The 15,261-nt window shown below is 45.6% G+C and carries 13 protein-coding genes; 5 read left to right on the top strand and 8 right to left on the bottom strand.

The annotated features are described in order from the left end of the window. Position 1: 1 nt before the first annotated feature. From LI82_RS10820 to LI82_RS10800, 5 genes are all read right to left on the bottom strand, one after another. Positions 2 to 823 carry a segregation and condensation protein A gene (locus LI82_RS10820; RefSeq protein ID WP_236622734.1) on the bottom strand — a complete coding sequence of 274 codons (822 nt, stop codon included), beginning with the start codon at positions 821 to 823 and terminating at the stop codon, positions 2 to 4. Beyond that, a complete protein-coding gene (gene smc, locus LI82_RS10815; RefSeq protein WP_048195686.1) occupies positions 820 to 4,344 on the bottom strand; it encodes a chromosome segregation protein SMC in 3,525 nt (1,174 codons plus the stop codon). Before smc ends, LI82_RS10820 begins: the two co-directional genes overlap by 4 nt. Positions 4,345 to 4,370: 26 nt before the next feature. Next, the gene (locus LI82_RS10810) at positions 4,371 to 5,141 is read right to left on the bottom strand and encodes a hypothetical protein (protein WP_048195685.1); all 771 of its coding nucleotides are present in this window, start codon (positions 5,139 to 5,141) and stop codon (positions 4,371 to 4,373) included. Between the two features lie 110 nt (positions 5,142 to 5,251). After that, positions 5,252 to 7,918, bottom strand: coding sequence for an AAA family ATPase (locus LI82_RS10805; protein WP_048195684.1), 2,667 nt, complete (start codon positions 7,916 to 7,918; stop codon positions 5,252 to 5,254). Beyond that, positions 7,915 to 9,384 carry a metallophosphoesterase family protein gene (locus tag LI82_RS10800; RefSeq protein WP_048195682.1) on the bottom strand — a complete coding sequence of 490 codons (1,470 nt, stop codon included), beginning with the start codon at positions 9,382 to 9,384 and terminating at the stop codon, positions 7,915 to 7,917. Before LI82_RS10800 ends, LI82_RS10805 begins: the two co-directional genes overlap by 4 nt. Before the next feature lie 201 nt (positions 9,385 to 9,585). Between LI82_RS10800 and LI82_RS10795 the strand changes: the two genes are divergently transcribed. Next, a complete protein-coding gene (locus LI82_RS10795) occupies positions 9,586 to 10,317 on the top strand; it encodes a glucose-6-phosphate isomerase family protein (RefSeq protein WP_048195680.1) in 732 nt (243 codons plus the stop codon). A 91-nt stretch (positions 10,318 to 10,408) separates the two neighbouring features. Then, positions 10,409 to 11,167 carry a DUF128 domain-containing protein gene (locus tag LI82_RS10790; RefSeq protein WP_048195677.1) on the top strand — a complete coding sequence of 253 codons (759 nt, stop codon included), beginning with the start codon at positions 10,409 to 10,411 and terminating at the stop codon, positions 11,165 to 11,167. On the opposite strand, the gene LI82_RS10785 is transcribed toward LI82_RS10790, so the two are convergent. Together LI82_RS10785 and LI82_RS10780 are read right to left on the bottom strand one after the other, a co-directional pair. Beyond that, positions 11,168 to 12,556, bottom strand: a complete 1,389-nt coding sequence (locus tag LI82_RS10785) for a DHHA1 domain-containing protein (protein WP_048195675.1) — start codon at positions 12,554 to 12,556, stop codon at positions 11,168 to 11,170. It abuts the gene before it with no gap. A gap of 22 nt (positions 12,557 to 12,578) precedes the next feature. Beyond that, positions 12,579 to 13,079: a hypothetical protein gene (locus tag LI82_RS10780; RefSeq protein ID WP_048195672.1), complete on the bottom strand. Its 501-nt coding sequence runs from the start codon at positions 13,077 to 13,079 to the stop codon at positions 12,579 to 12,581. A 109-nt stretch (positions 13,080 to 13,188) separates the two neighbouring features. Here LI82_RS10780 and LI82_RS10775 point away from each other — a divergent pair, with 109 nt between their 5' ends. Next, complete coding sequence (locus tag LI82_RS10775; protein WP_048195670.1) at positions 13,189 to 13,368, top strand: hypothetical protein; 180 nt, start codon at positions 13,189 to 13,191, stop codon at positions 13,366 to 13,368. Between the two features lie 13 nt (positions 13,369 to 13,381). Then, entirely contained in the window at positions 13,382 to 13,801 is a 420-nt protein-coding gene (locus LI82_RS10770) for a secondary thiamine-phosphate synthase enzyme YjbQ (protein ID WP_048195667.1), read from the top strand. 87 nt (positions 13,802 to 13,888) lie between these two features. On the opposite strand, the gene LI82_RS10765 is transcribed toward LI82_RS10770, so the two are convergent. Continuing rightward, positions 13,889 to 14,284 (bottom strand): DUF1699 family protein, encoded by a 396-nt coding sequence (locus tag LI82_RS10765; protein WP_048195665.1) that lies wholly within the window; start codon positions 14,282 to 14,284, stop codon positions 13,889 to 13,891. A gap of 261 nt (positions 14,285 to 14,545) precedes the next feature. Here LI82_RS10765 and LI82_RS10760 point away from each other — a divergent pair, with 261 nt between their 5' ends. Further along, on the top strand, positions 14,546 to 15,211 hold the full coding sequence (locus LI82_RS10760; protein WP_048195663.1) for an MBL fold metallo-hydrolase: 666 nt from the start codon (positions 14,546 to 14,548) through the stop codon (positions 15,209 to 15,211). Positions 15,212 to 15,261: the final 50 nt, after the last annotated feature.

The raw sequence follows: 15,261 nt of genomic DNA, 5'->3' as shown, positions 1-15,261 counted from the left end.
ATCATTCGATGGCGCAACCCTGATGGACATATAGCTCGCCAAAAAGTTCTTCCTGTGATAACCATACCCTCTTTTCAGCTGCAAGGAACAGAAGTGAAATGTATGTCATCATCTTTTCGGAGCGGCTGTTGGAATTATCGATAAGGTCCGAGAAAAGAACTTCTTCTCGATCCCTGAACAGCTCTTCGAGATACTCATAAAGCGTGTCCACCCTGCCCCTGATATCTTCCTCATGCGCGATACCAAGGACATCATCTGTGGTCGCCCTGTCCATTACCTCGATACGATGGCGTATTCTTCTGTCCTTTCTTCTGGTCTCGACCTTCTCTGCTTTTTTAAGTTCCGTAATAAGCTCCTGAAGGGTTACAGGGCGTGTCGCAGTACGGCGGATGGGTAGTTTTGGGACCGGGTATTCTTCAATTTCATAGAAATCCATGTCGTCGTCCAGGAAATCTTCCTCTTCCTCCTCTTCTTCCTGAACGATACCTGTTGATTTCATCCTGAGGAGTATGGCTGCATACAAAAGTGTTCTGCCCGATATCCTCAGGTCCATGAGCTTCATATCTTCAATGTATGCAAGGAACTTGTCTGTAGCCTGGACGATATCGATATCCCAGGGGTTGATGTCACCGTTCTTGGCAAGATTTACGAAGATCTCCACGGGTTCGCAGAGTACATCATCTGAAAACTCTATAAGGGATTCATCAACACCGAGGCTTCGTAGTTTTTCCAAAAATTCCGGGTCAACAGAGCTGTCGGAGGTGCCAGTTATTTTCTGGATATTGCCTTCGCTTTCCTGGATATTTTCAGAAAGATCGTTCAACGTAATTTCACACCCGTAATGCTTGTGATATTGTTCTCCTGCATGGTGACTCCGATGGTACGTTCAGCCGCTTCGATCATCGGTTTACGCAGGGATACTACAATGAACTGTGCTTTTGTTCCGGCCTTCTTCACACGCTGGGCGACCCTGTCCGCATTTGCACCGTCAAGGAACATGTCGATCTCGTCAAATGCATAGAAAGGAGCCGGGCGGTATTGCTGGATAGCGAACACGAAAGCCAGGGCCGTAAGACTTTTCTCTCCACCTGACATCGCTTCCAGTCGCTGGAGCGTTTTCTCTTTTGGCTGTGCCCGAAGTGTCAGTCCTCCATTGAAAGGATCTTCGTAATCATCAAGTACGAGTTCTCCGCTACCATCGGAAAGCTCGTTGAATATCTCTTTGAAAGGTTCATTGATGCCGTTGTATGTTTCCATGAACGCATCTTTCTTCAGGGTCTCGTACTGGTCGATACGGTCGAGGATCTGTTCCCTTTCATTGAAGAGGATGGCTCTTCTGGTCTTAAGGTCCACAACCCTTGCATCAACCTCGTCATACTCATCAATTGCCCTCATGTTCACAGGTTCAAGCCTTTCCATAGCCTTTTCTATGGATGCTATCCTTGTGCTGACGGTCTCGTAATTTGGTACATCTTCGACCTCTTCGATGCCGCGCCTGTCCAGTTCTTCCTTCAGGTCCTTTGTCTGGTCAACAAGGGCGCTCAGTGTGGCTTCCAGTGCCATCATGGCCTTGTCAGCATCGTCCAGTCTTGATCTGGTGGCAAGAAGGTCCTTTTCGGCAGCGTTATACTCGGTTTGCTTAATGGCGCGCTTCTGTTGCATCTCCTTAAGTTCTTCCGTAAGTTCCTGTTCACGCTGCTGCTTGCTCTTAAGGGTGGCTTCCAGCTCGGTTATCTTCGCTTTATAGCCGTCCACACGTTCACGGTGTGTGGATCTCTTTTCATCCATTTCCTTGACAAGCTGGCGACTGTCTTCTATCCTGGATGATGCATACTCGCGGTCAAGGTTCAGTGCATTGATGTCAGCTTCAATGTCACGGATACGCCCGTCCAGCCTGCGCATCTCTTCATCGATGCGTTCAGCCTGTTTGTTAAGTTCAGGTATCTCTGATTCGGAAAGCTTTTCCTCAATAACAGCGATCTTCTCTTCCAGTTCCCCGGATCTTTCATCCTTCTCATTCTTTTGGGCAACGACCAGTTCCATTTCCTCGCGGAGCTTTGATCGCTGTTCTTCTATCTCTGAAAGTTCGCTGTTCTTGGCTTCGATCAGCTGGCTGAGACGCTCTGCCCTGCTGCCGATCTCCTCAAAGATCATTTCCTTCTTTGAGATCTCCTTCTCCAGCTCATGGATCTCACGGTTAATATCTGCAATATGGCTCTCAACGCTGTCCAGCTTCTTGATCGCAGTATTGCGTCTTGACTCAAATTCGGTAAGTTTTTCAGCGATCTTTATGAGCTTGTCCTTTTCAGATGCTGCAAATGAGAGTCCTGACTTCCTTTGCATGGACCCGCCGGTCATTGCACCGCTCTTTTCAATGACCTCTCCTTCGAGTGTGACCATGCGAAGACCGCCGATGAGACGGCGTGCATTTTCAAGTGTGTCGACAATAAGTGTGTCCCTGAATACGTACCAGTATGCAGCCTCGAACCTTGGGTCAAAGTCGATCAGGTCAATGGCATAGCCGATGACGCCCTGGCGGTCGGAAAGGTCCTTGTAAGGCCGCCTTGCCTCCATCTTGTTAAGTGGCAGGAAGGTTGCACGTCCTCCGCGCTGCTGTTTCAAAAACTGTATGCCACGTGATGCGTCCTGGTCAGTTTCCACAACGATCGCCTGCATACGTCCACCTGCTGCAACACCAAGGGCTGTGGAATATTTCTGGTCCACGCTTCCAAGTTCGGCGATGGTACCGTAGATTCCGGGAAGTCCGTGGTGTTTCTTCTCGGCGATTATCATGTCCACAGCTTTGGAATAATTGCTTGTATCCTCTGCTGCACGGACACGTGCTTCCAGCATTGCGTAATCTTGCTGCTGTTTTCTGAGCGTAGCTTCAAGGTCTGTTACTACGGTCTTTATCTGGAAACGATTGCTTTCAAGGTCATCAAGGTCCTTTGTCAGGGAATTTATCTGCTCGGTATTTTTCTCTATCTCATATTGCGCAGATTTTGTATCGCTGTCTGAAGATTGTGCTTTAACCTTTGCATCTTCGATCTCGTTTTCGATATCCCTTACTTCTGCTGACCTTCTTCTCAGGGAGTCAAGCAGGCGATCTTCCTGTCGCATCAGCTCGCTCTTGTCGTTCCTGAAATTTTCCAGTTCATTCTTGAATGTTGTAAGTTCATCCCTGGTCTGGGCGAACTTCTCATCCACATCCGCTATCCTGCTTTGCAGGATCATCCTCTCGGTCTTTCTTTCGGATATCTCTGAAAAGATACTGTCCTTACGGAGTGTTTCCTCAGACAGCTTTGAATCTATCTCATTGACCCTGTTCTTCGTTTGCTCGATATCAAGGAACGCTTTCTTACGCCTGGAATCAATGTCTTCGATCTCATTATCTGCAAGTTCTATGCTGTTGACACATCTTGAGACCTCTCCTTTTATCTCCTCGATGTCCTTCTTGACCTGGATCTGCTCGTCCTCTCCCATCCTCTGGATCTCGGAGGTAAGCTCCTGAAGTTCTTTCTCAAGCTCTTCCAGTTTCTCCTGCTTCTGTTCAAGGGCTTGCTGCAATTTTTCCTGGACTTCCTTTTTTGCATCTATGTCCAGGTTCACGTTCTCAAGTTCCACCCTTGCATCCTTGAGCTTTGCAAGAAGTACGAAGCCTTCGAACTTCATTTTTTCCTGTTTGAGGCTCTGGTACTTCACAGCCTGGTCACGCTCGACCTTGAGCTTCTCCAGCTGCTTCTCAACCTCTTCTATTAATATGTCAGCCCTTTCGACACGCTCCCTTACGATCTCCAGTTCGTTCAGAGCCCTGTCTCTTTTGTTGTCGAATTCCGCAACGCCTGCGATCTCATCTATGATCTTGCGGCGCTCACCTGCTGTCATGGTGATGATACGGGTAACATCACCCTGCATGACCACATTATATCCTTCAGGGGTCACACGTGCTTTTGCAAGGTGGTTGTGGATGTCTGTAAGGCTGACCGCCTTCCCGTTGAAATAGAAATAACTATAATATCCGTTCTCTGTTTCCCTGATCTTCCTGCTGATGGTGATCTCTTCCTCGTCCACAGGCATCTCGCGATCGGCATTATCGAACTTTATCGTGACCTGTGCGAAATCAGGCTTTTTTGCCTTATCACCATTGTAAATAAGGTCTGTCAGTTTTTCAGCCCTCAGGGTACGTGAGCTGGAAAGCCCGAGCACAAAAAGTATCCCGTCGATGATATTGGATTTTCCACTTCCGTTTGGTCCGGATATGGTGGTAAAATCATCAAAGAATGGTATTTTTATTTTTTTCCCAAAAGATTTGAAGTTTGTAAATTCAATTTCTTTGATGTACACGTGATTCCTCTGTCGTCGAGTTAAAATTATTTCTTGCGGGTCGTTGTGACGACAGTATCTTCATCATCACGGTCTTCTACGGTCTCATACTCTGTTTCTGAGCGAGTTCGGGAAGGTTTGCCTTCCTCCGCAACGATATATTCACATTCATCTTTCGGAGGTCTTGAATAATTCCTGTCCCGGGGCGCATCGATCCCATCCGCTACAATATATTCGGATGGTATATCCCTTATTTGCTCCTGTACAGGTTCCTCGGTCCTTATTTCCCTGATCTCCATGTTGACCTCGTTCGGGTTTACCAGTTTGCTCCACTGTGATCCTGAAGATGTTTTTGATTCAGGGGCTGTCATCTTTGGTACTGGTGGTTCAGTTATGTTCCTTTCGGGAATTGTGGTTGGTGTGGTTTTTTTCTGACCGAACAGGGAATCTGCAAGCTGACCTTTTTTCCCCGAAACCTCAACAGGTTTTGGTGCAGGGGGGTTGAAAGGATTTTGTGTTGCTGTCACTTTAAATGGTTCAGTGTTTTCTTTTCGAGTGGTTGTGCTCATTGACCTGATCTGTGATTTCTGGTCGAGCAACTCATCCATAACACCACTTAAATTGCTTGAAAGCTCCTGAACCTTCTGCTCGATCATGACAAGACGGTTGTTTATATCGAGGTCATTCTTCAGGTTCTCGCGAAGTTCTTTCATGATAGAATCACGAAGTTTGGTGCTGATCGTCTCTATCTCTTCTTCCTTTTCAGTCAGTTTTCGCTCAAGCCTTTCTATAACAAAGTCCCTGTTTTCGGAGCTCATTCAATACCTCACAAACCTTTTGATCCCTTTTAATACCAAACCATTATCCTGTCCAGTAATAATGGTAAAAACTATAATATATCTTATGGTCACAATTTCCCTTCAGATGTTCATTTTGCGGAAATGGAAGAACTATTTGTGATGGGGTCTTTCTCAACTACGAACACATGATCTGCAGAATCGATCAGTGATTCATCGTGTGATACTATCAGGATCTGTCCAACACCGATGTCCCGCATCATGTCAATGAGCTTTATCAACTGGTGGACGTGCCCGCGGTCAAGGAACACAGTGGGCTCGTCCAGTATCAGCGGTGGGAGCTCTGAACTGCCTGTAGTTCCGGGCGAATGTGACAATAAACGATAGATGGCACACCTTAGCACAAGGTTGAATATCGCTCTCTCGCCTCCGCTCAACAATTTAGGTTCAAGAGCAGTGCCATCTTTTTCATAGATGGTTAGATTATACTCCTGGTCAAGCTTGATGTGCGAATATGCATTATTGGTGTACATGAAAGAGAATATCTCATTGAGTAACCTGTCAAGCGCATCAATATTCTTTGCACGCATTTCAGCACGCAGGCGTATGTACATGGTCTCAAGTTCTTCCGCGTCATTGTAAACGGCCGCCAGGAACTCCTTCTTGTTCGTAAGCAACTTGTGCTTTTGCTGAAGTTCATTAAGCCTTTTGATCTCTCCTTCGACGCGTCCTACTTCCTTGTGAAGCTCCTTTATCCTCAGGTTTGATCTTTCCAGTTCGGAAACTATACCCTTGTATGCACTATCGTACTGCATCTTTTCGGTCTGGAGCTTATCTATATTGACATCGCCAAGTACCTTTTCCAGCTGGCCAAGACGCTGCTTCCTATCCTTTATCTGATCTTCGAACAGTCCTACCTTTTCCAGTCCGTTATTGATCCCATCCTGCAATCGCTGCATACTGGTCTGGACTTTCCCGATCTCAAGCTGGTTAGTTCGTATCTTTCTTGCAACATCGAGCTTCTCTTTTACAACTTTGTGAGAATCCCTCGCAGCAGCTTCATCTTTTCCCAGGGAAATAATCTCTTCCCTGATCTTCCTGATCGATATCGTGACCTCCGTGATCTGTTCTTTAAGACCACTTTCCTTCTTCCTCTCTTCCCTGATGGTCCTGTGGTTCTCTTCGATCAGCTTCTCATTGGCAGCGATGTCTTTCTTCTTTATCTGGGTCAGGTGATCGTTCTCTGCGATGCTTTTTGCAATTTCCTTTGCTTTCCTGACACGTTCCACTTTTGTTTCCACATCTGCCTGTTCGGAACGTATGCTCTGGAGCTTGGCCAACATCCCGGCCTTTTGTTCTTCATCCACTGCTGTTTCTTCGCATATCTTTGAGCCTTTAAGGTCCTGTCCACAGGTGGGACACAGCCCCTTATCCAGTAGCTCCTTGGCTTTCTTCACCCTTTTCTCAAGCTCTGCAAGGGTGGCAGACCTTTCCCTTTCCTTTCCGTGAAGCTGTTTTTGCTTCATGCTAAGAAGTTCAGCAATATCCTCTATATTTTCAAGTTTATCAGCAGAGAATCCAAGTTCAGAGGCTTCCTTTGATCTTTTAGTGTTCTCATCATCCAGTTTCCTGCTTTCTGCAGAAAGCCTTTCAATATCTTCCTGGATGGTTTTGATCTTGTCTTCCTTATTCTGTATGGCAATGGAAGTCGTCTTTACCTGTTCATTCAGGTTAAGCAGGAATTCATTCTGCGATCGCTCACTGCTTTGTGCCAGTTCCTTCTTTTTGACAATGCTGCTGACAGCATCCCGGGCACTGACTTCCTCTTTCTCTATGGATGCGCTATAATTTTCAATATCAGCATCTTCTGGAACATTTATCTGTTTGGAAAGGTCGGCAGTTGCACTTTTAAGGTGTTGGACTTCCTGCCTGCCGGAACCAACAAGGTTCCTGGATCTCTCAATTTCACTGTATGTTGTCGTTATCTTTGATTTGAAGCCTTTTATCTCAAGATCGATCGCTTTCTTTTGCTCCTGGGTTTCTGTGTATTTGCTTATCTTCTCCTCAATAGATTCCACAATTCCCCTGGCACGCTCTTTCTTAGCCTCAAGATCAGTAATTTTCGCTCCGGTCTCATTCATCTCAGTTTTAACTGTATTGAGCACCTGGTATGGGTTGGAGCTTTCAAGATTTTCAATATCTGCAACGTTGTCCTTGATGCGAGCGTCTGTTTCTCTTTGGTGCCTCCCCACACCTTTCCTCGCACTACCTGCACGCTCCCTATATTCTTCCAGTTTCCCTATCTGGAGCAGGTCATCGATCATCCGCTGCCGGTCCTTTGTCTTTGCGTTTATCAGGACATCGATCTCTCCCTGGCGGATGTACACGCAGTTCTTGTAGGCTTCTTCATCCATTTTCAGAAGTGCTTTTACAGCTTCATAGGTCTGGCTGGCCTGGTCGACCATGATACCCCCGTCGATCTTGAATATCGACCTGTTGTTGGATGCACTTCCGGTTTTAGGATTTACCTTGTACCCCTGCTCAATGTTGTACTCATGCCCTTTATTATCGAAATCAACAAGAATTGATGCCTTTGTTGCACCCTTGCGGATAAGGTCGGAAAGCACGAATTCCTTTGAAAGGGTGCGGCTACCGAAAAGTCCTGTAAAACATGCTTCCAGCAGGCTTGATTTACCGCTCCCGTTCACACCGGATACTACGGTAACGCCATCCTCAAAGCTTATGTCAAGGTCTTTGTAGCTTCTAATGTTCTCAACACGTACCCTTTTTAGTTTCACAGGTAGTCCCCCAGATTGTATTGCTTTGGTTTCGGGGCTTCAACTTCCTTTTCCTTTGAACCATTGGTCTCAGATGTTTCGGTCATATCAGAGGTTATGTCAGGTCGTTTGGGTGTTTCATCATCTGTTTCTGGTGGCTCAGTTTCAGCCTTATCCACGATCTCCCCTGGGGCAGCATCTTTTTCGGCCACATTGTGGACGCTATATTCTCCGGGAGTTTCTGCAACCTTCTGAATATCCGTTGCTTCCTGTATGTCAGTCTCATCAGCAACTGTTACGATTTCCGTACCCTCGTCGCTTTTTGTATCCTTTGGGATCATGTAGGTTCCCGGCTGCATAAAATCAATACTTGAAAGGAGGTTGCCTATTCGTGTTTCAGCTTCAAGGTCGACCTTTGTCTTCGGAACGCCCGGATCCCTTACTATTTCGTCTATCATGATGCCACCGCTGGTAAGTGTCATTTTCCTGATCTCTTTTTTGACTGCTTCATCAGGATCTGAAAAGGAAACCTCTACTGTTTTATCTTCCTGGATCTCTTCTCCTCGCCTCAGGTCTCTTATACGGGTTACAAGGACATTCTGGTTCGCAAGGAATTCCTCTATCTCATTGTAGGATATAGCTACTTCCGGGTTTCCTGAAATGTCTACAAAGACAACCTTTTCAGCAACATCATATTCTTTGACGGTATTGATGATCAGCTCATAGGCACTATCCCTGTCCCGCAGCTCAACCGGAATGAACAGGAACTCGCGGGTGAGGATGTTACGTCTACCGATCTCGATGCCGTTATCATTTATCGTAATAATGTTATACGTGCGGGCATCGCTTTCGGAAGCACTGTTACGTTCTGTGCTGCCACAATAGGTCACCCACGTCTGATCGACCTTGGTCTTTTCATTCTTGTGATAATCTCCCAGCAGGATGGCATGTACGTCAAAAGGAAGGCCGTTGATGACCTCCTCGCAATCCCACTCTCCAAAGGGAAATGGGGACATCAGCTGGTGCATTACTACAATGTTGAATTCTCCACAGTTCTCATCTGTGAACTTCGAATAATCAAAAAGCGGTATCTTCGATCTCGGGACATTGTCGATTCCATAGATGGCAATATTCTCTATCCTGTATGGTTCGGTCCCAAGTCGAATAGCGATCTCCATGCTTTCGAACAGGTCCAGCCATTGGGTATGCTGCTTGCTTTCGTGGTTTCCCACTATGGATAGGAACGGGATATTGTATGGTTTTAGTTTTGAGAGTATATTGATCGTGTCAAGGATATCCTCAAGTGTAGGGTTCCTTGAATCAAAAAGGTCGCCTGCATGGACAACAGCATCCATCTTCATCTCAATGGCATCATCAATGGCCCTGGAAAAAGCATCAATAAAATCCTGCCTGCGTACTTCACTATGGTACTGCCGGTATCCGATATGTGTGTCAGCAGTATGCAGTATTCTGATATCCCTCTCCATGTGCCATTGTATAGTCTCTCATGTACTTTTAAGCTTGTTGTTTTTCCTATATCGAGGGGGTAATGCCAATAATGTCCACTTTTTATTAATTAGATGAGTTAAATTTAATAGGGAGTAAGCTCATTTTAAGCAGGCATTTCGATTATTATCATGATCGATTGACCGGAGGGGTCCGGTCTGTTTTAGAGGAGGGTACTAAATATGGTTTATAATATTGAATTTGGGGGAGTTGAAAGGCATCCTGATATCAGAATGCTTCATGATATGAAAGAGGTCGTCTGCGACAGAGAATGGTTCGATTCAGTTGATGACTTCGAACTCTATTATATGTTCAGGCATCTTTCCAAGTCCGAGGCAGAACTTAAAACTATCAACAAGCAACACCTGCGTTATGACATCACGGTAATTCCTCCGGGAATGATGGGGCGTGAATTTGTAAAGACCGCAGGTCACTATCATCCGAACGTTCCGGGTGAGGATATATCCTATCCTGAGGTGTACCAGGTGCTTGAGGGTGAGGCAACCTACCTTTTGCAGAAGCATGAGGTCGATGATATTATCGATGTTGTGGTAATAAAGGCAAAAGCAGGGGATATTGCACTCATTCCTCCGGAGTATGGTCACGTGACCATCAATGCATCCGATGAACCTCTGAAGATGGCTAACTGGGTATGTTGTGACTTTGCTTCCAGTTATGTACCATTTAGGGATATGGAAGGTGGGGCATATTATTTGCTGGATAAAGGTTTTGTCAAGAATCCTCGCTATGAGGACCTTCCTGAGCTAAGATATATTACTCCTGTAGACATTCCGGAATTTGGTCTTACATGTGGCAGGGATATGTATGAACTTATAAACGACACTGATAAATTACGTTTCCTGAAACAGCCGCAGGATTTTGTGGGGGTATTTGAGAGCATCCTCACAATTTGAGGTTCTCTTTCTATATCTCTTATATGTATGTGGGCACACAAAACTATAATAAGGTAATTTCCTTACTTTATGGAAATGACAAGGTGTCTCTATGATCAACAAACCACATAGTGTCCAGTTCACTTCATCTCGTATTGAAGACCTTATGTTCAGGACCACATTCGACCCGGTTGCAATGGCAGGTGATGTTATTATCAATCTGTCTCTCATTAAGGAAGAAGATCTTGAATCTATTCTCGATGTTTACGCGCTGGCTATCAGGAGCGGATTGTCGGTCAGTCCTTTCCTCAAGATAATCAAAGCTGGGGAAAGTATTGGTGATTTCCGGATATCCGAGGGTGATGTGGGCATTGCCACAGTTTGCAGTATCACCATTGATGGTGTGCTCTTGAAAGGTGGTGTTATGATCAACCCTAAACTTGGAGGGGTCGTGCAGATCAAGAACGGGCATCCGGTGAGGTTCACCGATGTTGTGACCTATGTGAGCACAACCATCGATCCTCTTGAGGTCCTGATGTCGCAGGATGTCACTTCCGTATCCCAGATGTTAAGAACAGGCTCTGGCAAGATCCTCGCTAATCTTCGTGAAGCGCCACTGGTAGCAAGGGACGATATCGATCATATTCTCTCTGATCTGCTGGATGCAGGTATCAGCGGAATAATGGAAGTTGGGGAGCCAAACTCCCGGGTGCTTGATGTGCCGGTGGAGCGGGATCATCTCGGCGTTGTTGTCATTGGCGGGACCAACCCCATGGCAATGGCAAAGGAGCAGGGCTTTGAGGTTCGCACAAACGCGATGTCAACTTTGATAGACATAGATGAGATGAAACACGTCGATGATTTTGTCTGATCACTTTTTGCGCAATTGCTCACCAATGACGGAATCGAGCTTTTGCAGGAATTCTTCTTTTACATTGAATGGTATGGTGGCGCCTGCTGCGATATCGTGACCTCCTCCTGCGCCTCCGATCTCTGCTGTTGTCACCGCCATGGCTTCAGAGAGGTTGAGTCCTTTCCTTATCAGGTCCTGCGTTCCGCGGGCTGAGACCTTTACACCGTCCTTCGAATCTGCAAAGGCTATTATGGGGAGGGAGCGGTTTCCTGCGATGGATGTGCTCATGCCTGCAATGATGCCAACTATGGTCTCCATGATATTGGATCCTGCATCGAAATACTGGAGGTTGTTGAGTTCTGTGATGCCGTTCTCCTTGACGAACATCAGTCCGTTCACAAGGTTCTGCCGGTGCTCGCTCAGCAGCTGGCGGGCGGATTCATAAGCTTTGCCGCGGTCGCCCATGCAGACCGCCAGGCCAATGTCCGCATGTCCGTAGCGTGCTGTGGCGTTGAGCAAAGTGGAATATTCTGATGCATCTCTCATTTCTGTGCCTTCCTTTTCTTTCATGAGCAGGTAGACCTCTCCTATGAGCCTCTCGATCTTGTATGGTGGCAAGCCTGAACGAAGGCAGTATTGCACAAGGGCGGATACCACTTTCTGCTTGTCATTTTGCTCAAGGTCGATCCATCTTCTCCAGCGTTCATCCCCGCTGAAGCGTATTCCAAGGTCATGCAAAAATCCAATGCATGCATCTTCATTTCCGGTAAGTCCTGGAAGGTATGGGTCGGATGCGAACTGGAGTAGTTTGAAGACAGGGCGTGTCTGTTTTCCAAAGAGCATTATGTCCTTCTCGTAACTCAGGCTGCCTTCCTTTGCGCCTTCTTCAAGGATGTAGCGGTTAATTCCTGTAAGATGTCCTCGTTTCAAATGCTGTAGGTCCCCTATGGCTCCGACTATGGCAAGGTCGGCAAGGTCCCTGTTGTCCCCAAGGGCATTTGCAAGCATGTAGGTCATTCCGGAGCCGCTGAGCTCATATGATCCGTTGAACCCGAAAAGGTGGGGGTTTAGGTGATGTTCCAGTTCTCCCCGTGGCTGGTGATGGTCTGATATTACCGAATTGATGCCGTGTGAGTTGAGCGACTCTATCATACCGCTGCCAAGGTCCGTGAAGATCGCAAGTTCCGGATTCTGGTTGGCTATGGCCTCAATTTCAACTTCGTCCAGTTGCTTGACAAAATGGATGGAATGATCAATGCCTGCCCTTTCAAGAGCTTTGCCAATGATCCCTGCTGATGTAAGGCCGTCAGCATCTATATGTGATACTACATATACAGAATCATACCTCTGTATTTCAGCTGAACACTTCAAAGCTTTTGACCTGATCTGTTGAATTTTTTCAATCATTTATATGCTCCAGTACGATCTATTACTCAATGATCCTTTTTCCTGCTCTCCATTTTACTGGTTCTATAAGATAATGCCCGCTCTTGCGCTCGATCGGTGGGTATGTTTGTATCTCTTCAACCGTGTATTTGAGCGATGACTCATCATGGAACCTGCTGTAAAGGTCATCCCATGGGATAATATGTGCTTTCCTTGCACATCCGGCTCCCATTCTCAGTTCGACCGCCAGAAATCCGTTACGTCCGGATCTTCTCAGGAAGTCGGATATGCGGTCTATCTGGTGTGAACCTTTCTTGTCTACTGTAAAATGTTGGGTAAAATAAAGTGCATTGGCACCTTTTTCTACCGATATGCTCTTGCATTCTATGCCCATATAATAGTCCGGGTTCAGGGAGTCTACCAGGACATCCAGGAACTGCGGTGTGAATCGGTGCTGTTTGAGACGATGCGCTATTCCCCTTACGTTATTCTTTTCAAAAAAAGCATTGAACGACTGCACAAGTTCCCTTTCGAATTCTGTCATATCATAACCTTATCCTGTCTTTTTGTTTAGATAATATTGGCATCTTTTAAAATGTTGTTCGCTTAAGGCGGCGTTACATTGATGTATTAATGATGTAATGTAGGGTGTGATGAACAAGAAAACAATGGAGATCGTTCTGGGCATAGGCTCAGTGCTCATGTTTATTGTAATGCTTATATTCGTGCATCTTGCTGGAATAGAGCCTCAAGGATATGGTTTTACAGCAGCTTTAATGTTGTTCGTACTGGCTGTTTCTTTTGCTGGTATCAAAATAACACGTATTGACTAAGCAGATCAATATTATGCCGGTTCTTACAAGGTATCTGGAATATAGTACAAAAGGTAATTCCGAGATAATCGACATAACTGACGATGTCATCAGGTCAGTGGGTGGATCTGGAATTGGTAATGGGACAGTTACTGTTTTTGCGGCAGGTTCTACTGTGGCAGTTACGACTCTCGAGTATGAACCCGGCCTTATTCATGACCTGCAGCAGGCACTTGAACGTATAGCACCGCAGAATATCGAATATAAGCACAACGAGCGATGGCATGATGGCAACGGTCATTCACATGTGCGTGCATCTTTTCTGGGGCAAAGTGAATCTTTCCCGTTAATAGATGGCAGGTTACTTCTTGGGACCTGGCAACAGATAATATTCATAGATCTGGATAACAAGGCACGGTCACGCAAATTGGTCGTTCAGATCGTTGGTGAGTGAATCGATTTAAAAATAGTAGAAAAGACCGTCCGTTGTTGGACAGTCCTCTGTCGTTTTTTAGCTTTTTCCGTTTTTTAAGTTGCAGTATTACTGCTTCATCAGGAACTCTATGAAATCCGGGCTGAGTCTTGTTTCCCTGACCATTTTCTCATTGATCTCTTCTTCGGAAAGACCTTCTGCCCTGTAATCTTTTATGCGGTCGTAGACGCTCTGTGATACTTCAGAGTACTCATTGATGTCTTTTCTGTGGCCCCATACGTCACCTTCAAGAAGGTTGATGCCCTGCATCTCAAGATACATCTTGGCGGATTTGGATATTGTTTTCTTGTATGAGCTTGGTATGTGAAGTGCTTTTACACTAGGGCATTTTACAACTAATGAGAATATGTCTGTGTTTGATGGTCTGAATGCAAGGTGTACAATCTCTTCGTTTTCACTCAAGGACTGGATCTCTTCTTTTGAACTTACAACTCTGATCTTCATTTTTGTCACTTCCTTTTTTTAGAGCATGCCTATATTTTTCAAACACACTTTCAAATATATTTTCACATTGCTCTTATTGTATATACAACACCCACTTCTATATAAAGATTATCGAATGGTAGTTGAAAAAATTACACGGTATTATTATCTGATATACGAGTACTATAAAAGAATTCGGCAGTTTTAAGATGGATCGTGTTGTTCTCACATTCTGGTATAAGATGAAATTGTAATGATGCGATTATCTAAGGAGTATATAGGATGAGAAGTACGCAGGTTGATAATGTCGTTATAGAATGGCTCGGTCATGCCGGATTTGTATTGAAAGGTCAGGGTAGGATCGTATACATCGATCCGTATATGTTGCCTGATGGCCCTGGATATGAAGGCGATGCAGATATTATATTGTTGACACATGAACATTTTGACCATTGTGATCCGGAATCCATAAGGAGGGTGCGTGGAAGCACGACTACAACTATCATTCCTGAAAAAATGAGTTTACAGTTCAAGGGTGATGCAAGACGGATCATTGAAGGCGATCTTCTGACCGGTGATCTTGCAATAAAAGGTGTCAACATCGAAGTGGTACCTGCATATAACCTGGACAAGCCCAATCACCCTCGTGGGAATGGTGTGGGTTATATTGTCGAACTTGATGGCGTGAGGATATACCATGCAGGTGATACGGATCTCATTCCTGAAATGAAGGACGTGAATGCAGATGTTGTCCTTCTTCCTATCAGTACAATTTATACTATGGGTGAAGAGGAAGCTGCAGAAGCTGCTGCACTTATAGGTCCGAAGGTCGCTATACCCATGCATTATGGTCATGTGGAAGGCACGGAGTCCGACCCACAAAGGTTTAAGGAGCTTGTGAACGAAAGGGCTCCCGGCATAGAAGTGATAATTCTGCAGGACCAGTAAGCAATTAGCGAAGTGCGCAAGTAAGTAAATGTATGTAAGATGCACAAAGG

This window comes from Methanococcoides methylutens (assembly GCF_000765475.1).
GTDB classification, from domain to species: Archaea; Halobacteriota; Methanosarcinia; order Methanosarcinales; family Methanosarcinaceae; genus Methanococcoides; species Methanococcoides methylutens.
The sequence above is the reverse complement of the archived record's forward strand: the minus strand, read 5'-3'. Positions and strand labels throughout refer to the sequence as shown.